The 22,500-nt window shown below is 63.2% G+C and carries 21 protein-coding genes (1 of these 21 only partly in view); 4 read left to right on the top strand and 17 right to left on the bottom strand.

The window, feature by feature from the left end; all coding sequences use genetic code 11:
• The 5 genes from GT613_RS14885 to GT613_RS14865 form a co-directional block, all read right to left on the bottom strand.
• Positions 1-798, bottom strand: partial view of a hypothetical protein gene (locus GT613_RS14885; RefSeq protein WP_009306202.1) — the 5' portion only. Its footprint begins 18 nt before the window's first position; 798 of the gene's 816 nt are visible here — the first part of the coding sequence; it begins with the start codon at positions 796-798; its stop codon lies beyond the left edge, outside the window.
• The gene (locus GT613_RS14880) at positions 795-1,277 is read right to left on the bottom strand and encodes an RNA polymerase sigma factor (RefSeq protein WP_015760049.1); all 483 of its coding nucleotides are present in this window, start codon (positions 1,275-1,277) and stop codon (positions 795-797) included. Before GT613_RS14880 ends, GT613_RS14885 begins: the two co-directional genes overlap by 4 nt.
• Positions 1,278-1,295: 18 nt before the next feature.
• Positions 1,296-1,835: a hypothetical protein gene (locus GT613_RS14875; RefSeq protein WP_009306200.1), complete on the bottom strand. Its 540-nt coding sequence runs from the start codon at positions 1,833-1,835 to the stop codon at positions 1,296-1,298.
• Between the two features lie 155 nt (positions 1,836-1,990).
• Positions 1,991-3,202, bottom strand: a complete 1,212-nt coding sequence (gene tyrS, locus GT613_RS14870) for a tyrosine--tRNA ligase (protein ID WP_009306199.1) — start codon at positions 3,200-3,202, stop codon at positions 1,991-1,993.
• Positions 3,203-3,423: 221 nt separating this feature from the next.
• Entirely contained in the window at positions 3,424-5,946 is a 2,523-nt protein-coding gene (locus GT613_RS14865) for a DUF3656 domain-containing protein (protein ID WP_009608173.1), read from the bottom strand.
• A 161-nt stretch (positions 5,947-6,107) separates the two neighbouring features.
• On the opposite strand from GT613_RS14865, the gene GT613_RS14860 reads away from it, so the two are divergent.
• Positions 6,108-8,276 (top strand): transglycosylase domain-containing protein, encoded by a 2,169-nt coding sequence (locus GT613_RS14860; RefSeq protein ID WP_009608032.1) that lies wholly within the window; start codon positions 6,108-6,110, stop codon positions 8,274-8,276.
• Positions 8,277-8,342: 66 nt separating this feature from the next.
• Here the strand turns inward: GT613_RS14860 and leuB are convergent, their stop codons facing one another.
• The 7 genes from leuB to GT613_RS14825 all read right to left on the bottom strand — a co-directional run bounded on the left by leuB (position 8,343) and on the right by GT613_RS14825 (position 15,517).
• Positions 8,343-9,452 carry a 3-isopropylmalate dehydrogenase gene (gene leuB / locus GT613_RS14855; RefSeq protein ID WP_009306195.1) on the bottom strand — a complete coding sequence of 370 codons (1,110 nt, stop codon included), beginning with the start codon at positions 9,450-9,452 and terminating at the stop codon, positions 8,343-8,345.
• A 4-nt stretch (positions 9,453-9,456) separates the two neighbouring features.
• On the bottom strand, positions 9,457-9,954 hold the full coding sequence (locus GT613_RS14850) for a 3-isopropylmalate dehydratase small subunit (protein WP_009306194.1): 498 nt from the start codon (positions 9,952-9,954) through the stop codon (positions 9,457-9,459).
• A 14-nt stretch (positions 9,955-9,968) separates the two neighbouring features.
• Positions 9,969-11,237 carry a 3-isopropylmalate dehydratase large subunit gene (gene leuC / locus GT613_RS14845; RefSeq protein ID WP_009607939.1) on the bottom strand — a complete coding sequence of 423 codons (1,269 nt, stop codon included), beginning with the start codon at positions 11,235-11,237 and terminating at the stop codon, positions 9,969-9,971.
• Positions 11,238-11,391: 154 nt separating this feature from the next.
• A complete protein-coding gene (locus tag GT613_RS14840) occupies positions 11,392-11,877 on the bottom strand; it encodes a hypothetical protein (protein ID WP_009306192.1) in 486 nt (161 codons plus the stop codon).
• A gap of 327 nt (positions 11,878-12,204) precedes the next feature.
• Positions 12,205-13,110 (bottom strand): peptidoglycan-binding protein, encoded by a 906-nt coding sequence (locus GT613_RS14835; protein WP_009306191.1) that lies wholly within the window; start codon positions 13,108-13,110, stop codon positions 12,205-12,207.
• A gap of 120 nt (positions 13,111-13,230) precedes the next feature.
• On the bottom strand, positions 13,231-13,818 hold the full coding sequence (locus tag GT613_RS14830) for a hypothetical protein (RefSeq protein ID WP_009306190.1): 588 nt from the start codon (positions 13,816-13,818) through the stop codon (positions 13,231-13,233).
• 121 nt (positions 13,819-13,939) lie between these two features.
• On the bottom strand, positions 13,940-15,517 hold the full coding sequence (locus GT613_RS14825) for an FAD-dependent oxidoreductase (RefSeq protein WP_226844577.1): 1,578 nt from the start codon (positions 15,515-15,517) through the stop codon (positions 13,940-13,942).
• A gap of 224 nt (positions 15,518-15,741) precedes the next feature.
• On the opposite strand from GT613_RS14825, the gene GT613_RS14820 reads away from it, so the two are divergent.
• Complete coding sequence (locus tag GT613_RS14820; RefSeq protein WP_009306188.1) at positions 15,742-17,166, top strand: helix-turn-helix transcriptional regulator; 1,425 nt, start codon at positions 15,742-15,744, stop codon at positions 17,164-17,166.
• A 56-nt stretch (positions 17,167-17,222) separates the two neighbouring features.
• Here GT613_RS14820 and GT613_RS14815 read toward each other — a convergent pair whose 3' ends face one another.
• Positions 17,223-18,272 (bottom strand): polyprenyl synthetase family protein, encoded by a 1,050-nt coding sequence (locus GT613_RS14815; protein ID WP_009306187.1) that lies wholly within the window; start codon positions 18,270-18,272, stop codon positions 17,223-17,225.
• 205 nt (positions 18,273-18,477) lie between these two features.
• On the opposite strand from GT613_RS14815, the gene GT613_RS14810 reads away from it, so the two are divergent.
• Positions 18,478-18,786: a carboxymuconolactone decarboxylase family protein gene (locus GT613_RS14810; RefSeq protein WP_015760044.1), complete on the top strand. Its 309-nt coding sequence runs from the start codon at positions 18,478-18,480 to the stop codon at positions 18,784-18,786.
• Between the two features lie 110 nt (positions 18,787-18,896).
• On the opposite strand, the gene GT613_RS14805 is transcribed toward GT613_RS14810, so the two are convergent.
• From GT613_RS14805 to GT613_RS14790, 4 genes are all read right to left on the bottom strand, one after another.
• Positions 18,897-20,210: a tyrosine-type recombinase/integrase gene (locus GT613_RS14805; protein WP_161172716.1), complete on the bottom strand. Its 1,314-nt coding sequence runs from the start codon at positions 20,208-20,210 to the stop codon at positions 18,897-18,899.
• Positions 20,211-20,280: 70 nt separating this feature from the next.
• On the bottom strand, positions 20,281-20,514 hold the full coding sequence (locus tag GT613_RS14800) for a hypothetical protein (protein WP_161172715.1): 234 nt from the start codon (positions 20,512-20,514) through the stop codon (positions 20,281-20,283).
• A gap of 32 nt (positions 20,515-20,546) precedes the next feature.
• The gene (locus GT613_RS14795; protein WP_161172714.1) at positions 20,547-21,380 is read right to left on the bottom strand and encodes a PASTA domain-containing protein; all 834 of its coding nucleotides are present in this window, start codon (positions 21,378-21,380) and stop codon (positions 20,547-20,549) included.
• 16 nt (positions 21,381-21,396) lie between these two features.
• Positions 21,397-22,071 carry an XRE family transcriptional regulator gene (locus GT613_RS14790; protein ID WP_161172713.1) on the bottom strand — a complete coding sequence of 225 codons (675 nt, stop codon included), beginning with the start codon at positions 22,069-22,071 and terminating at the stop codon, positions 21,397-21,399.
• Between the two features lie 114 nt (positions 22,072-22,185).
• On the opposite strand from GT613_RS14790, the gene GT613_RS14785 reads away from it, so the two are divergent.
• Positions 22,186-22,404, top strand: a complete 219-nt coding sequence (locus GT613_RS14785; RefSeq protein WP_147271575.1) for a hypothetical protein — start codon at positions 22,186-22,188, stop codon at positions 22,402-22,404.
• Positions 22,405-22,500: the final 96 nt, after the last annotated feature.

The raw sequence follows: 22,500 nt of genomic DNA, 5'->3' as shown, positions 1-22,500 counted from the left end.
GTGCTGTCCCCCACCGCCACCATGGCCGTGCTGTCCGTTCCCTGAGCCTCTTCCTTCGCTGTCCCCTGAGGAAAGCGCCGCGATTCTGTCGCGCAGCTCACGCATGGAAAGGCTCGCGCATTCTTCAAGCGTCACGCTGGGGTCGAGCTCAACGAGCTCGAGAGCGGCGCGGTAGCGGCCGACGCCCATGCCTGCAGAGACGGCGGCTTCGCGCGTTCCCTCGTCGACGGCATGGCAGGAGCCGCGGCAGGGAAGCGCGCTCAGGCATGCGTCGCTCTGCTGGCGGATAGCCTCCGCCTGTCGTGCATCGTCGGAAGTGACGCTGATCTCAATGTACGAGTCCTCTTGCGCATAGGGCGAGAACGCATCGCTTTGCGTGAGGAGGCTGAGAGCGTCCGCATACCCGCGACCCGTAAGCGACACGGCATCGAGCAATGACTCCCCATCGCCGTTGAGCGCCTCGACCCGAACGACGATGCCAAACCGGTTGACCCCAAGCTCGATGGAAGGGTTGACATCAATGCCTACATAGGTAGTGGGCTGCGCGTACGCGAAGCCTCCGAATCCCGCGAAAGCCAGTGCGAGACACGCGGCGAGCGCCGCAGCGGCACGACGCAGAGGAATGATGCGCGCGCGGGCGTGCTTGCGCGGTGCGGCAGCGCTTGCGGGAGCCGTTTCCGCCGAAACGCCAGACGCCTCCGCAATGCTTGCTATATAGGTAAGGGTGCCACGCTTCACGTCGTCGGGAACGGTCACGTTATCGAACGCCTGGCGCACCCGCGTATCGAGGTCGGTCATGACAGCACCTCCTGCAATTGCTTCTTGCCTCGCGCGAGCCATGAGTACACCGTGTTCACGGGAGCATCCACCATCTGCGCGATCTCCGGAGCGGTATAACCCTCGTACAGAGAAAGATACAAGGGAGTGCGAGGGGGATCGTCAAGGGAACGCATGGCGTCCACCACCTCGCTGGAGAACGATGCGGGCTGCGTGGCCGGGTCGTTCGAAGCTGCGCAAACCGCGTCGTCGAGCGACACCGCGCGACGGGATGCGGCCTTGAGCATGTCCTTGCATACGTTGGCGGTCACCCGAATGAGCCACGCCTTGCAGTGCTCGTCGTCGTTGAACGCCACCTGATCGGCAAGCGCGTACTTCAAAAACGCGTCCTGAAAGGCATCCTGGGCGTCGGCGTGAGCGTGGAAGTACAGCACGGCGACGCGCCATACCGCATCGCCGTGCCGCTCTATCGCCCTCTCGATGTCTCCTGCCGATCGCACGCGCACCGCCCGCTTTCGCTAGCGGCGCATGCCGTGATGGCCGCGACCGTTACCCGCGCCGTAGTTATCGCAGATGCCATCGCCGTCGGCGTCGACGTAGCCGGCACCGCCGCCGTTGCCGTTGCCGCAACCGTAGCCTGAGCCACGTCCGTTACCGCAGCCGTTAGCGTAGTTGTCGCATACGCCGTTTCCGTCGGCGTCGGCGTAGCCGGGGCACGATCCCTGTCCGTTCGCGCAGTTGTCGCCGATGCCGTCGCCGTCGGCATCGGCGTAGCCCGCGCACGAACCTTGGCCGTTCGCGCCCTTGCCGACGCCGTAGTTGTCGCACACGCCGTCGTTGTTGCGATCGACGTATTCACCGCGCACGGTGGCGATAGCCGCGCCGACCGTCGCGCCGGCGTCGCTGTCTCCCGCTGCGCGCATCGCATGATGAGCGAGCGACCCGACTCCGCCGGACGGACACCAAGTTTGCTGCATGCCGTTGGCGAATGCGATGGTGGGCACGGCGAGCAGCACGAGAGCCACAGCTGCCACGATTGCGATCACGTTCTTCTTCATTTCGGTCGATCCTCCTGTTGTCGTTCGCTTCGTCCTTCATATGCAAAACGAACGAGGGGCGCGAATCCTTGCAAATATTTTCAAAAACTTTTCCAGAAGCAAAGCAGGCGGCCCGAAAGCCGCCTGCCGATTATTACACGATTCGAGGAAACGGGCTACACCAGCTTCACGAACTTTCGCTTGCCCACCTGCAGCGTCGCGCCCGCGAGCAGCGCAGGATCCACGTTGTAGGACTTCGCAGGCAGCGCTTCGCCGTTCACCTTGACACCGCCGCCGTCGATAAGACGACGCGCTTCGCCGGCGCTTGCAGCCAGGCTCGCATCGGCCAAAAGCTTCGCCAGGTACACGGTTCCGTCGTCGTTGGGCGTGAGGTCGGCTGCAAACTCGGGGATGTCGTCCGGCACGGCATGCTGTTTGAACACGAGGTCGAACTGCTCCTCGGCCGCCTGCGCCGCCGCCTCGTCGTAATACGCGGCTACGATATTCTTCGCCAGAGCGCGTTTCACCTTGTTCGGATGCAGCTCGTCGGCGGCCAGACCGCGCTCGATCTCGTCGATCTGATCGACCGGCAGCGCCGAGGCGAGACGATAGTACTTCACCATGAGCTCGTCGGGAATGGACATGACCTTGCCGAACATATCGGCAGGCTCGTCGGTGAGGCCGATGTAGTTGCCGTAGCTCTTCGACATCTTCTGCACGCCGTCAGTGCCCTCGAGCAAGGGCAACGTGAGGCACACCTGCGGCTCCATTCCCATCTTCTCCATGAGCTCGCGACCCGCCAACAGGTTGAACAGCTGGTCGGTGCCGCCCAACTCGACATCGGCTTTGATGACGACCGAGTCGTAGGCCTGCATGAGCGGGTAGAGGAATTCGTGCAGGCTGATGGGCTGGCTGTTGGTGTAGCGCTTGTGGAAGTCGTCGCGCTCGAGGATGCGGGCCACCGTGAAGTTGCTGGCCAGCTTCAGCAGGTCCTCCATGTTGAGCGAAAGCAGCCACTCGGAGTTGTAGCGCAGGGTGGTCTTCTCGGGGTCGAGGATCTTGAACGCCTGGTCGACGTAGGTTTGGGCGTTCGCCTTGATCTGCTCGGACGTGAGCTGCGGACGCGTGGTGTTGCGACCCGACGGATCGCCGATGAGCGCGGTGCCGTCGCCGATGATGAGCGTCACGCCGTGGCCGAGATCCTGGAACTGGCGCAGCTTGCGCAGCGGCACGGCATGGCCGAGATGGATATCGGGAGCAGTGGGATCGACGCCCAGCTTGATGTTGAGCGGCGTGCCCCGCTTGAGCTTCTCGAGCAGCGCGCTCTCCGGCACGATCTGCGCTGCGCCGGAAGCGATGGTGTGCAGTTGTTCTTCCGCGGAAAGCATGGTCTTCTCTTCCTCTCTATACACGTAGCTCATGATTCTACCATAGGGAGCAAGGAGGAGCCGTGCGAACGGCGCGCCCGCCATCGAGATGAGCGGAGTCGAAGAATCTCTCACGGGATCAGCTGTCAACGATTCAGCTGTCGCCGCACGGGATCCTTCGACTCGCTGCGCTCGCTCAGGATGGCGGGGTGGGAAGGCTCGTTCGGGATGGCGGGAAGAGCCTAGGAAACGCCCCTGAATAGATGACCGCTGGTGGTGCCGGGGGTTTTGGCGATGGCGTTGCCGTCGGCGTGGGCCACGTTGCGCGCTCGGACGGCGCGCTGCACGGCCTTCGTGGTCTCCTCGACGTTCATGAGCGTGGTATCCACCAGGAACGACGTGATGCCCGCATGGATGAGGTCGGGCAGGGTCTGGGCCACATCGAGCTGAACACCGTTGAACAAGTGACTGCGGCCGAGCGCGTCGGTGACGACCGGGAACTCGTAGTCCTTGCGATCGCGCAGAAAATGCGGGCTCTTGCGGCGCGGACACTCGGCGCAGTTCTCGTCGCAGGGGCCTTGGCTCATGAGCAGGCAGTGCTCGGTGACCATGAGCTCTTGGGCGCCGATGATGGTAAGGCCTAGCTCAACCGGTGCATCTTCGGCGATGTCGGCGATCTGGCCCAGCGTGAGCTCGGGCGACAGCCACACCCGGCGCGCTCCCAGCTCGGCGGCCGCTGCGAGCGATAGCGGATTCGTGATGGGGATGTGCGGCCCTACTTCGACCTCGCATCCCAGCTCGGCGGCGCGCACGAGGCCGGCCAGATTCTCCACGAGCACAGGCTTGCCTGGCTTGACGTAGCGCCAAGGATCGAAATCGATGGCCGCCTCGCGCGTGCCCGGAACCTGGTCGTGTTCAACAGTTGGCAGCGCCACGACGGCCTGCTTCGGATAGCCCGCTTGCTCTGCAGTGGCAGAACGTTGGCCCGCCACCACGGCCTCGCCGCGCTTGTAGTTGAGCGCAGGCACGTAGATGATGTCAGCGCCTGCCCGCTTCGCCGCGCGTGCGCAGGCAGGATTCGTGGCCCACGCCGCGATGCGCACGCCGCGCGGGCGCGCGGGCGCAAGCGCCGTGCGCTCCCGCACACGCGGCAACGCACGGTTGCGCGTGGGCGCGAGCAGCTGCTGCGCAAGGTCGTCGAGCGCGGCGGCGCGCACGCGGTGCAGCTGCGAGAAGCCGATACCCACACCCTCATCGAGTTCGACCTCGAGCGATTCTAGCAGAAACGGAGTTTGACCCAGGCGATCGACATGCGCACGCACGTCGTCGACCGTCACCGGCTTCGTACGCGCGGGCTCGATCGCAACGCCTTCGGCTGCGCCGATCGGGGGGGTATGGGCTGTCGCCGCACGGGATCCCTCGACTTCGCTCGGCTGCGCCTCGCTGCGCTCAGGATGACGCGCTGCAGCGCTCGGCGCCAGCGAGAACTCTACGCGCAGCGGCTGGCCGATGCGCAGCACCACGCGACCCGTCACCGCGACGCGCGGCTCGAATACGTCGTCTTCAAACGCCGCTTCGGCGCTGCGGACGCGGAACACGCGGTCGCCCTTCCCCACCGGACGGTCGGGCGCCATGCGAACATTGCCTTGCTTGTCGAGAGACACCTGGTCGAGCGTGTAGGCGAAGTGACCCTTGTTCGTCCAGAACTCCAACACGTCGCCCGGTGCGAGCGGCCGCTCGGCCGCGACGGTGGCGACGCCGTTCTTCGCCGACGTCACGCGACCCACGAACACGCCGCGGTTGTTCGGGCGCCCGTAGCTCATGATGTCGTTGCCGCGCTGGTTCTCCAGGTAGGCCGTGGTGAACCCGCGGGAGAACGCCTCAGCCAGGGTGCGATGTTCGTCTTCGGCGGCCCGCACGTCCTTGCCGCTTCCCGCAGCGCGCTCGGCCAGCGTGCGATCGAGTACGGCGCGGTACGTCTGCGTGACGGCGAACACGTACTCGGGCGACTTCATGCGACCCTCGATCTTGAACGACGTGACGCCCGCTTCCACCAGTTCGGGCAGCAAGTCGATGGCGCACAGGTCCTGCGGGGACAGCAGATGCTCGCCCGGCGCGGGCAGGTTCTTGCGCAGCGCCACGTTGTGCAGCGTGTAGGGCAGACGGCACGCCTGGGCGCACAGCCCGCGGTTCGCCGAACGGCCGCCGATGAGCGACGACATGAAGCACTGGCCGGAGTAGCACACGCACAGCGCGCCGTGAGCGAACGACTCCACCTCCATGCCGTAGCCGTCGGCCACCTCGGCGAGATGGGCGATCTCGAGGACGGACAGCTCGCGTGCCAGCGTGACGCGCTGGGCGCCCAGCCTCGCCGCCGCCTCGATGCCGGCCGCGTTATGCGTGTTCATCTGCGTCGATATATGCAGTCGCGCCTCGGGGAGCGTGCGGGAGATCTCGGATGCGATGCCGACGTCTTGCACGATGAAGGCATCCGCCCCGGCGCGATACGCCTGGCGCACCGTTTCGAGCGCACGAGCCACCTCGGAAGGCAGCACGGCGGTGTTGAACGTCACGTACACGCGAACCCCACGCAGATGCGCGTAGGCGCAGGCATCGGCCAGTGTCTCAAGCGTGAAGTTGTCGGCTCCGCGGCGGGCGTTGAACGAGTCGAGGCCCAAATACACGGCGTCGGCCCCGCCGCGCACGGCGGCACGAAGCGCCGCGGCGTTGCCGGCGGGCGCGAGCAGTTCGATGGCATGAGACATGGTAGATCCTTACCTATATATAGCCGTACGTTTTGCACCCTTTCGAACAGGATGCGAGCTGGTGTAGAGAGTTCCGGGGTTATCCGACCGAACGTTACGGTTCGGTATCAGCGCTATGGTAGTATAGTCGAACGATGAAAATACGGAGAAAACAGCGCGAAATGCGCACCCATGCGGTGAAATGGGGCCTCCTCGTCACGGTGGCAGCCCTTTGCTTCGTCGGCTACGCAGGAGTTCAGGGCGCCCTCGGCGTCATGGAAGGCTGGACGAAGAACCTCCCCAGCATCGAGGACACCGACTTCACCAACACATCCCGCGAATCTGTGATGTACGCAGGCGACGAAGCCACGTTGCTGGCGGAGTTCCAGCTGGAAAAGCGCGATCCGGTAACGTACGAGGAGATCAGCCCATACGTGCTGGAAGGCACCGTCGACACCGAGGACGTGCGTTTCTACGAGCACGAAGGCGTGGACATCCCCGGTATCGCGCGCGCCTTCGTCAACAACCTGCGCGGCGGCGACCTGGAAGGCGCTTCCACCATCACCCAACAGCTCGTGCGCAACACCGTGTTGTCCGAAGAGGCGACCGACATCTCCTTCGAGCGCAAGATCCGCGAGGCCGAGCTGGCCATCGATTTGGAGAAACGCTTCAGCAAAGACGACATCCTGGTCAAGTACTTGAACATCATCAACTACGGGGACGGCTGCTACGGCATCGAAGCGGCCGCGCAGAACTACTTCCAGGTGTCGGCGCTCGACCTGACGCTCGCGCAGGCCGCCACGCTCGTAGGCATCCCGCAGTCGCCCACCTATCTTAATCCCAAGGTGTACCCGGACGCCTGCCTGGCGCGCCGCAACGTGGTGCTCGACCGCATGCTGTCGGCCGGCGACATCACGCAGCAGGAGCACGACGATGCCCAAGCCGAGGAGCTGGGGCTGAACCCGGCGCCCGACGCACCAGCCGACGGCATCTACGCCTATCCCTTTTTCACCAGCTACGTGCGTTCGTTGCTGTTCGACGAGAACAACCCCTACGGATGCTCGTATGCCGACCTGTTCAAAGGCGGACTGACCATCTACACCTCGCTCGACCCCGAGCTGCAGGACGCGGCGCAGGCGGCGGTGGACAACCAGCGCGCGAACATGGCCGACAACTTGGACGCCTCCATCGTAGCCATCGACGTGGCAACCGGCCAAGTGAAGGCGATGACGCGCGGAGTGCCGTACGGCCAAGGCGAAGGGGAAAGCCAGGTGAACATCGCCACGGGCGACGGCGGAACGGGACGCCAGGCCGGATCGACGTTCAAGGCGTTCACGTTGGCCGCAGCCATCGAACAGGGCATCTCGCCTCAGACGCTGGTCGATTGCACCTCTCCCCTCAAGAAGGGACAGGATGGCGCACCCGAGGACTTCGAGAACTTCAACGGCAACGACTACGGCATCCAGACGATCCAAAGCGCGACGGCCATCTCGTCGAACACCGGCTACCTGCGCCTGTCGAACTCCATCGGCCAGGCATCCACTACCGAGATGGCCAGCCGCCTGGGCGTGACCTCCCCCATGCAGCCCGTGTACACCGCAACCGAGGGCGTGGCCGACGTCAATCCGTTGGAGATGGCGAGCGCCTACGCCACGCTGGCCAGCGGCGGCGTGAAACGCGAGCCCACGGTGATCACAAAGATCCTCGACCGCGACGGCAACGTCATCTGGCCTCAGGAGGAGAGCGACACCGGCGAACGCGTGTTGGACGAGAAGGTCGCCGCCGCCACGACGAAGGTGTTGGAAACGGTGTTCACGCAGAGCAACGGCACGGCCACGTCGGCGCGGTTGAACAGCGGGCAGCCGGTTGCAGGCAAGACGGGCACCGCCAGCTCGTTCACCGACCACTGGCTGGTGGGCTATACGCCCAGCCTGTCGTGCGCGGCTTGGATCGGCGACCCGTCCGGCGCTATTGAGACCGACCACGGGCTCACGGCGAACGCGCTATGGAAGGACTTCATGGATCGGGCGACCAGCGGCAAGGCCATCGAGAACTTCCCCACCGTCGCGGATCCGCCGTACAACAACCCGTACAACATCGCTCAGAAGAACAAGCTGGGCAAGAAGGTGGAAGAAGAGAAGGACGAGGACGGCGAAAGCCGCGAGAAGGACGTGAACTCGGCTCCAAGCGCCGTGGGCAAGACCTTCGAGGAAGCCATCCAGATACTGAACGGCTACAAGGCGGGCTACATCGAGGAGTACTCCGACACGGTTCCGGAAGGCACGGTGATCAGCCAAAGCGTGCAAGAAGGCAAGGTGGTCATCGTCGTATCGAAGGGACCGAAGCCGTAAACGAGACCGCTGACAAAAAAGAAGCGCCCGTTCAGGGCGCTTCTTTTTTACTTTGCAAGGAACGCGCTACAAACGCGACACCACGAGATCGCCCATCTGCGCCGTGCCGACCAGCTTGTCGGCGGGCGTGTCGGACTGTTTGATGTCGCCGGTGCGCCAGCCCTCGTCGAGCACGGCGGTCACCGCGCGGCGAATGTCGTCGGCGGCCTCGCCCATGTCGAAGCTATAGCGCAGCATCATCTCGACGGACAGGATCTGCGCGAGCGGGTTCGCGATCCCGCGTCCCGCGATGTCGGGCGCGCTGCCGTGGCTGGGCTCGTAGAGGGCGGTGCCGTCGCCGAGGCTGGCGCTGGCCAGCATGCCCAGCGAGCCGGTGATCTGGGCGGCCTCGTCGGACAGGATGTCGCCGAACATGTTCTCGGTCACCACCACGTCGAAGTCGACAGGGCGGCTGATCAGCTGCATGGCCGTGTTGTCCACGAGCAGGTCCTCGAGCTCCACGTCGGGGTATTCCTCTGAGCCGACGCGGTGCACGATCTCACGCCACATGCGGCTGGTTTCCAGCACGTTCGCCTTGTCGACGCTGGTCACCTTGTTACGGCGCTTGCGCGCGGCTTCGAACGCCTGGCGCGCGATGCGCTCCACCTCGTACTCGCGGTATTCCAACGTGTCGTAGGCGCGCTGGCCGGCGGCGCCGTCCGAGCCGCAGCCTTCTTCGTCGTAGAAACGCTCGCGGCGGCCGAAGTACAAGCCGCCCGTCAGCTCGCGGACAATCATCATGTCCACGCCGTCCACGATCTCGGGCTTGAGGGTGGACGCGTCGGCCAACGCGGCGAAGATCTGCACGGGACGCAGGTTCGTGTACAGGCCCAACGCCTTGCGGATGCCCAACAGGCCCTGCTCGGGACGCGGCTTCGCGGGGTCGGTGGTATCCCACTTCGGACCGCCGACCGCCGCCAGCAGCACGGCGTCGGACGATTCGGCCACGCGCAGCGTCTCGTCCGGCAGCGCGGTGCCGCACGCATCGATGGCGCACCCGCCCAGCAGCGCCTCGGTGTAGGAGAACGCCGTATCGTACTTCGCGCCCACCGCGTCCAGCACCTTGACGCCCTCGGCGATGATCTCGGGGCCGATGCCGTCGCCGGGAAGCAGGCAGATGTTATAGGTCCTGGTCATTGATCTACTCCTCGCCAAGTTTCGCCTTCGTGCGGTTGATGAGGCCGCCGGCTTCGATGATCTCGCGGATGAACGGGGGGAACGGCTGAGCCTGGTACGTCTGGCCCGTCGTCTCGTCCACGATGACGCCCGTATCGGCATCCACCGACACCACGTCGCCCTGGCTGATGGCGTCCACCGCTTCGGGGCACTCCATGATGGCGAGGCCCGTGTTGATGGAGTTGCGGTAGAAGATGCGCGCGAAGCTCTTGGCGATGACGACGTCGACGCCCGCCGCCTTGATGGCGATGGGGGCATGCTCGCGCGACGAGCCGCAGCCGAAGTTCTCGTCGGCCACGATGATGTCGCCCGGCTGCACGCGTTCGACGAACGACGTGTCGAGATCCTCCAGGCAGTGCTTCGCCAGCTCCGCCGGATCGGACGTGGTCAGGTAGCGGGCCGGGATGATGACGTCGGTATCGATGTCGCGCCCGTAGCGGTGCGCGGTTCCTTTGAATTGCATGATCGCAGCTCCTCCTAGTCCAGGTCTTCCGGCAGGCCGATGTGGCCGAGCACGGCGCTTGCCGCGGCGATGGCCGGCGAGGACAGGTACACCTCGCTGGTGGGGTCGCCCATGCGGCCGACGAAGTTGCGGTTCGTCGTGGCGATGGCGCGCTCGCCTGCGGCGAGAATGCCCATGTAGCCGCCCAGGCAGGGGCCGCACGTAGGCGTGGACACGGCGCAGTTCGCGTCGAGGAACACGTCCATGAGGCCTTCCTCCATGCACTGGCGATACACCGCCTGCGTGGCGGGGATCACGATGCAGCGCACGTCGGGATGCACCGTGCGGCCGCGCAGCACGTCGGCGGCCTGGCGCATGTCGGCGATGCGGCCGTTCGTGCAGCTGCCGATGACGGCCTGATCGATTTTGACGTCGCGCGCCTCGGCGGCCGGGCGCGTGTTCGACGGCAGGTGCGGGAACGACACGGTGGGCACGATGGAGGCGGCGTCGATCTCGTACACCTTCGCATACGTCGCGTCCGCGTCGGAATGGTACTCGGTGTAGGGGCGCTCGGTGCGGCCGTCCAGGTAGGCGCGCGTCACGTCGTCGACCTCGATGAGCCCGGCCTTGCCGCCCGCCTCGATGGCCATGTTCGAGATGCTCATGCGCTCGTCCATGTCCATGGCGCGGATGGCGCTGCCGGTGAACTCCATGGCCTGGTAGAGCGCGCCGTCCACGCCGATCATGCCGATGATGTGCAGGATGACGTCCTTGCCGGTGACGCCGGGAGCCAGCTCGCCCTCGATCTTGAACAGCAGAGACTCGGGCACCTTGAACCACGCCTTGCCGGTGGCGTAGCCCACACCGGCGTCGGTGGAGCCCACGCCCGTGGCGAACGCGCCCAGCGCGCCGTACGTGCAGGTGTGGCTGTCCGCGCCGATGATGAGGTCGCCCGCGCCGACGACGCCCTGCTCGGGGAGCAGCGCATGCTCGACGCCCATGCAGCCCACCTCGTAGTAGTGGGTGATACCCTGCTCGCGCGCGAAATCGCGCACGATCTTGGCCTGCTCGGCGCTCTTGATGTCCTTGTTGGGGACGTAGTGATCGGGGACGAGAGCGATCTTCGTAGGATTGAACACCTTCTCGACGCCGATCTTGCGGAACTCTTTGACGGCAATGGGGGCGGTGACGTCGTTGGACAGCACGAGGTCGAGATCGCATTCGATCAGCTGACCCGGCTCCACTTCGTCGAGCCCCGCATGGGCGGCGAGGATCTTCTCCGCCATGGTCATGGGACGTGGCATGTGTGCTCCTTTGTGCGGTGGGTCTCTGGCGCCCGCGCTTCCCCGCACGGACCCTGGAAATCGCTCACAATTGTACCACTCGCTTTAGCACGCAAAAGGAAGAGCCCCGCTGGGCTCTTCCAATGTGAAGCGATTTACAGATTTATCCGGTCGATTACCAAGATCCGTGGTAGCCGTAGTTGTAGGAGCCCATATCCACCGAGTTCATCAGCCCGTACATCGCGGCCGAGATGGTTCCGAACACGATCATGCCGAAGATGAACTGCAGCACGATCCAGATGACGAAACCGATGATGGCGAACTTGAGGGCATCGCTTTTCACCTGCGGCATCTTGTCGACGTTCACAAGCCAAGCGATGATGATACCCGGAATGCCCAGCAAGGCGCCCACCACAAGCCAAGCGAACTTCATGCCGCCGGTGAGCTGCATGAGCGGAGCAGGCGGGTAGAAAGCCTGCGGCTGAGGCTGCGGAGCGCCGTACATCGGTTGCTGCGGCTGGGGCTGCGCGGGAGGAACCTGCTGGCCCATAGAAGGTTGCTGCTGAGGCAACGGCTCGGTCGGGGGCGTCGCGGGAGGCTGCGGAGCCGCGTCGGGCTGCTGCGGGGTGCCAGAGTCGGTGTTCTTCGTATCGTCAGCCATGATAACCTGCTTTCGAATCGGTTGGTGTTTGACAGCAGTATAAAGCCCTCACCTGCGGAAATCATTAACTTTTGCATATCCGTCATCGAACCGACACGAGAATACATCAGCTGGTGTAGGAAGGTTTCGATCAAAGAGCGCGAGCGTTCGAGCTTCCGATCGAGGAGATGCCGCAAGCCTCCTCGCCACGCGCAACGCGGCCTTCGACTCGCTTCGCTCGCTCAGGATGACGGGAGCGGACCGCACTCTCTCAGGATGGCATCCCGAAGACCTCGCTTGCTCGGAATGGCGGAGGGGGGTGCAGCGTCTACGATCAGGGTGCCGAGCTTACGACAGCGCAGTGCACAAGGCGTCGAGCAGCGTAATAGCGAAATGCTGCGCGGAACGACCCTCGCCCGCGTCTTCCCACATAATGCCGGGAAGCTCGACGGCGATGCGCGACGGACTGGCGGCGTCGGCCACGCCGATAGCCGTCTCGAGACGCAGAGAAAGCGTCTCCTCGTCATCGAAGCTGACGCGCGGCACGGTGGTCACCGTCAGCTCGCCCGGCAGGACGATATGCACAAGCAACATGGACTCGTCGGGGGCGACGAGCAGAGAATCGGCGCTCATGATCTTGGAAGCGGGGTTCGTGGCCAGCGCGAGATTCGACATGCGCGATGCGACGCTGCGCGTAAAATCCTGCGTGCCGAACAGGCACAGCGCATTGCGCTCGAGCACGTCGGCGGCGCGGGCGAACCCGAGGTGGCTGGAACCGTGCACCGCTTCCTTGCCCTCCCACGAATGGTGGAGGTTGCGGATGGCGGCGTACGTGTAGGCGCCGGCGATGCCGTCGGACGGCAGGCCCAGGTTGAGCTGGAACTTGCGCAGCGCAAGCTCGGTGAACGCGCCGAAGATGCCGTCGGTGGCGCCGCAGGCGAAGCCGAGCGCGCCCAGCGCGTGCTGCAGCTCCAGCACGTCGTGGCCGTGGAAGTGCGGCATGCGCAGGTACAGGGTGCGGTCGCCCAGCGTGAACGAGGCGTCGACGAGCGCCGCCCACACCTTCTCGGTCACCTCGTCGGTGAGAGGCAGGCCCGCGCCGCCGCAGAACGCCTGCACGGCCTCGGCCGTGGTATCGCCGAACGCCCCGTCGACGTCGGCGGGATCGAGCAGCCCGATGGTGACGAGGCGCTGCTGCACGTCTTCGACCGCGGGACCGGTGTCATGTCGCTTAATGGTTTCCATGAGCGTCATGGTAGCGCCCCGCGGTGCGCGCGCGAGGGTTTCGACCGAGGTTCCACAAGAGGAACAGAGGGGGTATGCGCAGCTTGTTGCACGCATGCCCCCTTCTCGGACGTCCGCGCAGCGGTCGCGTCAATCGTGGCACGTGTAGCACTCGAACACGTCGGCGTGATGGCAGCTTGCGCATTCCGCATCGGCTTTGTCGGCAAGCTTCTCGGCATCGTGCATGCCGTGGCAATCCGCGCATCGGATAGTATCGTGCTGCTCGCTCGGAGTCACATCGTGCGGGTTCACCGCCGTGCCTTTCGAATCGACCACCGCGACGTCGACGGTGGCTGCAACGAGTTCTTCGCGAGCACCGTAGTGGCACGACAGGCATGCGTCGTCGGGCACCTCCGTCTTCTTCAGCTTCTTGGGCATGGTATCGGACGCGGTCTTGCCCTCGTGAGCCGTCGCCAGACCGGAAGCGTCAGCATGGCACGAAATGCACGCTTGCCCTTCGTGCGTGCTGGCCACGCAAGCCGCGTCGTCGTACGACGCCTGCTCGGTCGCATGGCAGGTGCCACACTCCGAGTCCGCCGACCACGCAACCGTGATCGGGGTCTCCTTCGCATCGTCGGCCGATGCGGCTCCGTTTTCGTTCGACTGGGGCGCGCAGGCGGTCAACGCCAACGCGATGACTGCGCACGAAATCGTCGCCGCACCCGTAAACTTCTTCATCGCATTGCCTCCTTGGCAGATGAGCGAGCGATACCTTCCGGATCGCCCGCAGGTTCTTGGCCGCCCTTCCGCACGAGGGAGGGAGTCGGAAGGACGGCCGCGTCACGGAACAGATGAAGCCCTAAGCTTCAGCGTCCCAAGGAGTCAGCGCAGCGGCATTGCGCCCGGCGATGCGGCCGAACACCATGCATTCGCTCACGTTGCCGGCACCCTGGTAGTACCAAGCCCATACGGAGCCGAGCTCGCCAGCGGAGAACAGCCGCTCGACAGGCGTGCCGTCCGTATGCACGATGCGCGCACTCGCATCGCGCTTCGGCCCGCCGTTGGTGTTCACCATGATGGGCTGGAGCTGCACCGCATACAGCGTGCCGGAAAGCGCGCGCTTCTTTTCCGCAGCTCGACCGAACTCGTCATCGGGACCGGAAAGCGCGTCCACACTCTCCTGCAGGATCGTCGCTTCGACGCCCATCTGAGAAGCAAGTTCCTCGACAGTGTCGGCTTTGACCATCAAGCCCGAGGAAAGCAACTCTTCGGTGCTGTCGGGAGCGCTGGTGCCGCCGACGATGTGCACCCAACCGCTGCCGCTCGTTCCCATAAACGGCAGCGTGCTCTCGTCGACAACCTGCCAGAACGGCAGGCGCGGCCATTCCATCTTGGCGGAGTCGTTGTAGAACAGCGCATCGCGACCGTATCCGTGCTGATAGGAGCGAGTCTCGTCCATGAAGCGCTTGCCGTACTTGTCGGTCCACACGTACCCGGCATCGCCTGCCACTTCGCAGTCGAAGCCGCATTCGCTGAAATCGTCATCGAGCCAAGTAGCCTGCACGCCGACGCGCGTTGCCGGCGTCGCGGAGTTCATGTGCCAGAAGTCGATATCGTACTTGCGACACGCCGTCAGAGCATCGCCCGTGTTGTACGGCGTGCCCCACGCGAGCGACGGGTAACGGCAGTTATTCGCCTTCATTTCCTCGTTGTACTCGAACCCGCCGCAAGCGAGCACGACGCCCTTCTTCGCCTTGATGAGGAGGGGCGATTCGCCTTGCTGCGCCTCGATGCCGATCGCTTCGCCAGCCTCGTTGAACACGAGATCGGTGAAGGCCGTCTCGAACAGAGACGTAACGCCCGACTCGCTTCCTACCACCTCGAACATAGGCGCCCAGACCCGAGCGTTACCCAACCCTTCGGCCGGAATGAGCGTGTTGGAATCGCCCACCGCCGAAGCGGTTTTCGCAGCGGGGTACTCGCAGGCGTTGTGCGTCTTCGTCTCGATCTCGAACTCGTCCAACAGCCAATCGGCGTTCTCTTTCGCGCCGCCGATATAGGCCTCGATCACGGCATCGTCGAGTCCGACGAGGTGGTAATCGCCGGTGATCTCCTTGAAGTAGGCAACGCCTTCGGCGGTCTTTTCCGGCGACCAGATGGCCTGGGCGCATGCGCGGCTATTGCCGCCTGCGTACTTTTCGGGAGCTTTTTCGACAAGAACGACCTGGCTGCCCGCCTTCGCAGCCTCATGAGCGGCTGCCAAACCGGCGAAGCCCGTTCCGACCACCACCACGTCGGTTTCTTGATCCCACGCACGCTCGTCGCTTGCCGGAGCGCCCGCGCCCCCCTCGGACGAGCATCCCGCAAGCATGCTGCCCGCGCCGACCGCGCCGAGGGCGAGCGCGCCGGTGAGAAAGCCACGCCGCGTTAAACCCATGCTCTCGTTATCCCTTGTTCCCATTTGTTCCTCCTCTTGTTTTCCGCTACCATAGGCCGCGAAATCGCTTCGACGCGCATCTCGCAAAGGGCCTTTGACGGCGAGGAGCGTACAGGGGAACGAAGCGCGAAAACATCGAACAAGGTATATGATTTACGCGCCGCAGCAAGGGGATCTGTCCATCATATAAAGTATTTGACACGCAGCTCACCGGGGAGAATGCAATGCAGCAAGCCACAGGGGGAGAAAAGAGTCGAGTTGTCGCCAAACCGGCCCGCTCCGACATTCAAAGAGGCGGCATCGCGCTCGATGCGTTCGCCTCGGCGCTTTTCTGGGGATACGTCGCCATCATGTTCGGGTCGTCGGAAATCAAGATTGCGGAGTCCATCGGGCTGGCACCGGAGAACGTTGCTCTGATATGCGGCAACGTCGTCGCCTTGGTCGCGGTCGGGTTGTTGGGGCCTCGCGCGCACGGGTCGCACCTGTTCGTCCTCGGGCTCGCGGGCTCCGGAACCGCGTGTATTTTGCAGACAGTCAGCCTTCTCTCACCCGAGATGGTTCCCGTCGCCTGGTCGCGCTTGTTCGCGTGCGGCGCATCGGCCATCCTCGTCCTCGCATGGTGCGAGCATATCTCGTCCGAGACCTCCCAGGAGCGACCGCTGTTCCTAGCGCTCTGCAGCCTGCTCACCATCGTCATCGTCCTCGTATCCATACAGTTGGGCGCACGATCGGCCATTCTGTTCGGCGGGGTGTTGCCCGTCGTCTCGGCGGCACTAGGCGCTTATCGAACGCGCGCGTCGGCACGAACTGCGCCCAGCGTGACGATCCAGCCTCCGTTTCCCCTGTACCTCATCGTCATCCTGTTCGTATTCGGATTCATGATCAGCTTCTTCTCGCTTTTGAACCGGCGCACCGGAACCGTCGAGAACTTCATGATACCCGCCGGCATCGACCCCTTCCTCGCGGGATGGACCGTGCTCGTCCTCGTCATCGCAGGATGCGTTTGGATGCTGTTGCCGCAACGGCACGCCTCCCTCGTCACCACCGTGCTCATCCCGCTCGCCTCGCTCGGTCTGCTGCTCCCGCCGTTCCTTCGCTACGGTTTGCAGGAAACGCTGCCGGCCGTCGTGGCGTTCATCGTCATCTGCGAGGCCATCATCTGCAGCGTCGGCCCGAGCAATGCCAAGAAGTACTTTCACATCGGATCGTTCACCTTCGTGTTCTGGACACGTTCGTTCGGCCTCATCGGCATGATCGTCGGCTACGCTGCGGCCATTCTCCTGTTCGACATCATGAAGATCGCCATCGACTTCGACATCCTTTTGATCATGTTCGCCGCTTACGCCATCCTGTGCCTGACCGTCGCGGTGATGCTCGGCCGCATCGGGCTGAAAGCCCCCGCGGAGCGCGAGCGCGAGAGTACCCCTGCCGCCGCGGCGCACGCGCTTGCCGAGCGCTACGGTCTGACGGCACGGGAAGCCGAAGTGCTCGAGCTGGTGGCGCAGGGCCGCAACATGACGTACGTGCAGAAGGCCCTGTGCATCTCGCCGGGAACATCGTCAACGCATATCAACCACATCCATCAGAAGCTGGACGTTCACAGCCGCGAAGAGCTGATCGACCTCGTGCAGGAGGAGTTGGCGCGCTAAAAAAGACCCGGACGAATCCGGGCCCTGATGAGGTGCATCTCGAAACGTAGATCAGATCACTTCAAGCGGCTGACGAACCAGTCGGCCATGGAGACGAGGAGGTCGCGGGCCGTGGAGGGGCGCACCATGTCGGTCAGGCGGTTCTTCGCGATGCTCGTGAGGTTCTCGGCGTAGTTGCGCGCGTAGTCGATGCTGCCGGACGCCTCCATGATGGCGACGGCCTCGGCGAGCACGGCCTGGTCCTTCTCCTTCGACGACAGGATGTCGATGAGGCGGTCGCGATCGTCGGAGTGCTGCAGCGCGTGCACCACCATGAGCGTGCGCTTGCCCTCGGTGATGTCGTTGCGGAAGTCCTTCTTCGTGCTCTCCTCGGAGCCCACGAGGTTCAGCAGGTCGTCCTGGATCTGGAACGCGAGGCCGGTGTCCAGGCCGTAGTTGCGCAGCGCCTCGACTTCGACCTCGGTGCCGCCGCCGATGATGGCGCCGATGGCCAGGGGCACCGCGCCGGAGTAATGCGCGGTCTTGTGCGTGGCCATGACCAGGTAGTCTTCAGGCGTGATGTCGTAGCGGCCGTCACGCGCCCATCCGATGTCGAGCGCCTGGCCTTCGATGGTGCGGCGGGTCATGTCGATGAGCTCGGTGATGACGCGCACCTTCGTGGCATCGTCGAGGTTCTCATCCGACACCACCGTGCCGTTGACGAGGGACAGCGCGAGGTCGCCCGCGTTGATGGCCAGCCCCATGCCCTCGGTGAGGTGCATGCACGGCTCGCCGCGGCGAAGCTCGGCCTCGTCGGCGATGTCGTCGTGGATGAGGGCCGCGGTATGAAAGTGCTCGATGGCGGCCGCGGCGCTGGTCGCGCGCGCCATGTCACCGCCCACGGCGCGACAGGCCGCGAAGCAGATGAGCGGGCGATGGCGCTTGCCGCCGTTCTGGCTGTACGCCATGAGCGGCTGGTACAGGTAGCGGTCCATGTCCGCGTGCGTGCCCTTCGGGATGAAGGAGTTCACCAGGTCGCCCACGCGGTCGGCGTACGACGTCAGGTACTGCTCGAACGACTCGGGAGGTTCTTCTACGGCTGCGATGATTTCGTTGATTGTCTCCATAGCACTTTCTCTGTAGGCCTGGGCGAATGATCCGCTCGACATGGTATCACAAAGAAAAGCGGGCGCTTTCCGTGCGCTGCGCCAGCGGCTTATTTTTCCGGGTTTCTCCGCATATCAGGTTGAGAGTATGCAACGCTTTGCGTCAAGCGACGCTTCGCTTGCTACACTGGGAGCATCGAAAATCCCGCGCGAGAAGGAGGCGTCCATGAACGTCAGCCCCGCATTCCAGGCATTCGCCCAAGAGGCTCCGCAGCACCAGCAGGCATGGTCGGAGGCGGTGCAGGCGCTCGGCGCGGCCAGCGCGCTCGACGACAAGACCGCCGCTCTCGCCTACCTCGCCGTCATGGCGGCGGCCCGTCTCGACAGCGGCCTGCCGTTCCACGTGAAGATGGCGAAGATGCACGGTGCCACGCGCGACGAGGTGATCAGCGCGGTGCTCATCGGGCTGCCGGCCGTCGGCAACGTCGTGACCGCGTCGCTGCCCGCCGTGCTGGAAGCGTACGACGAGGAGTAGGAAGCGGGAGGCGTCGCCTCCGTGGCGCTCGCCGCACCATGAAGCGCAAGGTGGTAGGGGCGGCGGGACTCGAACCCGCAAGGCCGAAGCCGGAAGATTTTAAGTTTGCCCTACCCGTTCGAAGCACGTTTGAAATCAGGTCTGATGATCTTGAAACTACCAGGTGAAACGCTCTTTTTCGTTTTATCGCCATAATTATCATCCGGCTGCGATCCGGCGTTTTCGGGGGGTTTCGGACAATCTGGGACAACGGGTTTCGCCCTCTTGTTCATCGCGGCGGCGGCGCGCTCCGTCGACTCGGTGCCGCGCTGGACGTAGAACGTCGACGTGATCACCGGCGTGCTGTGGCCGAGGAGCTGCTGCACGTCGGTGATCGGCAGACCGTCCTCGCGCACGAGGATCGTGCCGCAAGAATGCCGCGTGTTCTTGAAAGGCATGACCACCGGGAGCCCCTTCTTCGCTACCACGTCCTTCCACCGGTCGGTGATGCGATCCGGCTTCGTGCGCTCGCCCTTGTGCTCGAGCAGAGGCCCCGACCCTTCGGCGTGAGGCTGCAACAGCTCGCCGAGCCATCGCGGGAAATAAGCCGTTCTCGCCGAGGTGAACGATTTCGGCGGCTCAAACCACCCCTCTCCCTTACGAAAATGGTACGAGCGCCATATCCTCACTGCGCCGAGGAAGTCCTCGGTGTCGACGGTCCAGTCGATCTCCTCCTTGTCGATGGCAGCGATCTCCGACCTTCTGAGCCCGATGCCGAACCCGATGGCAACGGCCATGCGCACGTCCTCGTCTCCGGGCTCGTCGAACGCGTCTATGTAATCCCACATTTCTGCCGACTTGACGGTGGGCTTGTCGACAGGATCGGCCGTCGGCTCCTCTACCGCGTCCGTGACGACGAACTGCAGGAGCTGCCATTTGACCGCCCTGCGGTACCCCTGCCTCAACAGCTTGTAGGCGTTGCGGCGGGAGCCGAGGCTTGGGATCTCGGCCAGCTTCTGCTCGACGTAGTATGGCTTGAGGTCGGACAAGCCGATATGGCCGAATAGAGGGATGATGTGGAGCCTGGCGGTCTGCTCGTACCCCCGATAGGTCTCGCGAGTTATCAGACTCTTGTCGCGCGGCCCGCCTTCGTACGATTTAGTTCTGACGCGGCTCTTCGCCCACGGCAGGTACATGCCGACGAAGTACTCGGCCACGGTCATGGACGTGGTCTCGACGATTCCGTGCTCGACCTTTATGGCCATGGCTCGAAGATCGGCCTCGTATTCCGTGCCCTCGAACGTCTCGTAAGGTCTCAGGCGCTTCCCCGTCGCCGGATCGTGGCCGCACGACACGCGGATCCCCCAATGCCGGCATTTCTCCCTTGGGCCATCGTCGAGCGGCTCCAGCTGGTACCTCTTGCGCTTCATGGTATACTTCACCATGCCTTTCCGTCAGGTTAGGCTGCAGCCCCGCCGTCCGCCAAGATAGTCGGGGCTGCGCTATTTACCGGCCTTACTTCAATCCAGGCCAGGCGTACGGGTCGAACTCGCGCCAAAGATGATCGTCGGACAGATCCCGCTTGCATATCGGGCAAACCTTGATCTGGTTCGACATGACCGTGGAGCTCGATCCGCATTCGCATTCGCTGCGCACCACCAAGCGCCCTGCCTCGATCCACACCTCAGCGCCTGATCCTGCCTTGTCTTTATCGATCAGCCTTCTGCCGTCTTCGCAGTATTCGCACATTTCATTTCCCATCTTCGTGATTCGGAACAAGCCTAGTACACCGTGAACGAAATCACTTCGGGGCTATCTTTAGTGCCGGCAACCTCAGCCTCACACACAAGATCTTTCGCCTTGGCTCCGTATTCGTTCGTCACGTCGCACGTGGCCTTCAAAAACCACGTGTTCTCGTCCTGGGCCGTTTCGGCCAGAACGCCCATGATGTCGTGCAGCTTGAACCCGTATGGATACTGCTGCTTGCCGTAGCTCTTGACGGCCGTCCATGCATTGGAGACCGGCAACTTCCCGTCAAGGACTTCCCGGACGGCGGCGTTGGCAGCCCTCTGGTCGATGCCATCCCGCGTGTCAACAAGGATCGTCACTCTCTTCTTATCGGCGTTGAGCCCGTCGTACCCAGAGACGAGCCATTCGGTTTCACCAGTATTGATCTCGCTGGAATAATCCTGCTTCGAAACGGCATGAAGCACCTCGACGGAATAGCCATCCGAAGTTAGCGCATCGTACGCTTCGGCAGCGGGGCTCCCCTCCATTTCGTCGAGCATCGCCTCGGCAGCGGCGTCAGCCTGCTTTTTCTCCGCAGCCTTGGCTTCCGCATCGTTTCGCACCGTCAATGTGACGGTATCGGACGCAGTGCACTTGTCCCCAGCTTGGGGGCTTTGGCCGACAACGGTGTAAGCAGCGGCCACATACGCGGCATCGCCGTCCTCCTCAACCATGTCCACGTTATAAAACCCGGAATCCATCAGGACATCCTTTGCATCGTCGGCCTTTTGCCCGACAACATCCGGGACATCGATGTCGCTCTGAGCACATCCCAACAGTGAAGCGGCGAGCAAAAACCCCGCTATGGATGCAATTGATTTCTTCACAACCCTCTCCTTTCGCCTAGAACTTAATCGGCCTCGCCGGAAGCGTCTTCCAAAAAATCTCGCCGATGAGGTGCACGGGCGGCGAAGCCGGATCCTTTGTGTTGATGGCTATGTCCGGGTACTCGTCGGCCATGGTGCTCTCAGCATGCAAGACGATAGTGTTGCCGGCGAAGAATACGCGCTTTATCGTCGCCTCGTCCCCGTTGACGCCGACCAACGCCACGCTCCCGTCGCGCACCTCCATATCGGGATCGCAAATCGCGATCTCGTCGTCGCGAAATACAAGATCCATGCTCGACCCCGCCGGCTTGACTCCGAAAGCGCGAGGGTGGCTCTCCGCGAACTCGTCGGGGATGGTAACCGCCTCGCCGTGCTGCTCGTACACCTCTCGCCACTCTCCTGCTGCAGCATTACCCAGCATCGGGACAACGTGGTACGAGTAAGCAGGCTTAATGGTTGGTATGCCGACACGCCCATGTTCCTTTGCGGCGAGTCCAAAAGCATCCGAAACAATATCGTCACGTTCTAAACCAAAATACTCAACCATTCTATTGATTGGCTCCTCGCGCGGCATCGCTCCATGACGCCATCGAGATACAGTAGGAGGCTGGACACCTGCAATTCTCGCGAGGCTTTCAGCTGTAATGTCGAACTTTACAAGCAAGGCGTCTATGTTCTCAGCAACACCCATTTCATACCACCTTTCGTTAAATGCATTTTACCATGCGTTAGATACATTTAAATAATTTTATATTGCGTTTAACGTATTGTAATGATAAGCTGCTTTCGTTGAAAGGAGGTGGTCATGCCCGTCATTGGAAAGTTCGAGGCAGCGCGAAAGGCATCGGGACTATCATCGGAAAAAGCTGCTACTATCTGCCATATTGCAAAGCCAACCTATCTAGAAAGAGAGCGAAATCCTTCTACCTGGCGCCTTGGGGAATTGGATTTGCTCTATCGAGAAATGTCCGATGTTGCTAAACCGATTCTTTTGGAAGCTGTCAACGATATTTTTTTGCACTAGAAATTACTTTTAACGTAATGAACTTTGAGAATCGAATAGCCCGGAAGGCGGCAGCCGAAAGGAGCCGCCATGGGATCAATAGAGAGGATTCGCGCG

It is taken from the genome of Eggerthella sp. BIOML-A4, assembly GCF_009875575.1.
Lineage (GTDB): Bacteria > Actinomycetota > Coriobacteriia > Coriobacteriales > Eggerthellaceae > Eggerthella > Eggerthella lenta.
The sequence above is the reverse complement of the archived record's forward strand: the minus strand, read 5'-3'. Positions and strand labels throughout refer to the sequence as shown.

Coding starts and splice junctions, on each gene's coding strand:
- GT613_RS14785 (WP_147271575.1), top strand. CDS start 22,186: ATGCCCGTCATTGGAAAGTTCGAGGCAGCGCGAAAGGCATCGGGACTA.
- GT613_RS14790 (WP_161172713.1), bottom strand. CDS start 22,071: ATGGGTGTTGCTGAGAACATAGACGCCTTGCTTGTAAAGTTCGACATT.
- GT613_RS14825 (WP_226844577.1), bottom strand. CDS start 15,517: ATGGGTTTAACGCGGCGTGGCTTTCTCACCGGCGCGCTCGCCCTCGGC.
- GT613_RS14815 (WP_009306187.1), bottom strand. CDS start 18,272: ATGGAGACAATCAACGAAATCATCGCAGCCGTAGAAGAACCTCCCGAG.
- GT613_RS14820 (WP_009306188.1), top strand. CDS start 15,742: ATGCAGCAAGCCACAGGGGGAGAAAAGAGTCGAGTTGTCGCCAAACCG.
- GT613_RS14805 (WP_161172716.1), bottom strand. CDS start 20,210: ATGGTGAAGTATACCATGAAGCGCAAGAGGTACCAGCTGGAGCCGCTC.
- GT613_RS14860 (WP_009608032.1), top strand. CDS start 6,108: ATGCGCACCCATGCGGTGAAATGGGGCCTCCTCGTCACGGTGGCAGCC.
- GT613_RS14865 (WP_009608173.1), bottom strand. CDS start 5,946: ATGTCTCATGCCATCGAACTGCTCGCGCCCGCCGGCAACGCCGCGGCG.
- GT613_RS14835 (WP_009306191.1), bottom strand. CDS start 13,110: ATGACGCTCATGGAAACCATTAAGCGACATGACACCGGTCCCGCGGTC.
- GT613_RS14810 (WP_015760044.1), top strand. CDS start 18,478: ATGAACGTCAGCCCCGCATTCCAGGCATTCGCCCAAGAGGCTCCGCAG.
- GT613_RS14830 (WP_009306190.1), bottom strand. CDS start 13,818: ATGAAGAAGTTTACGGGTGCGGCGACGATTTCGTGCGCAGTCATCGCG.
- GT613_RS14840 (WP_009306192.1), bottom strand. CDS start 11,877: ATGGCTGACGATACGAAGAACACCGACTCTGGCACCCCGCAGCAGCCC.
- tyrS (WP_009306199.1), bottom strand. CDS start 3,202: ATGCTTTCCGCGGAAGAACAACTGCACACCATCGCTTCCGGCGCAGCG.
- leuB (WP_009306195.1), bottom strand. CDS start 9,452: ATGACCAGGACCTATAACATCTGCCTGCTTCCCGGCGACGGCATCGGC.
- GT613_RS14850 (WP_009306194.1), bottom strand. CDS start 9,954: ATGCAATTCAAAGGAACCGCGCACCGCTACGGGCGCGACATCGATACC.
- GT613_RS14800 (WP_161172715.1), bottom strand. CDS start 20,514: ATGTGCGAATACTGCGAAGACGGCAGAAGGCTGATCGATAAAGACAAG.
- GT613_RS14875 (WP_009306200.1), bottom strand. CDS start 1,835: ATGAAGAAGAACGTGATCGCAATCGTGGCAGCTGTGGCTCTCGTGCTG.
- leuC (WP_009607939.1), bottom strand. CDS start 11,237: ATGCCACGTCCCATGACCATGGCGGAGAAGATCCTCGCCGCCCATGCG.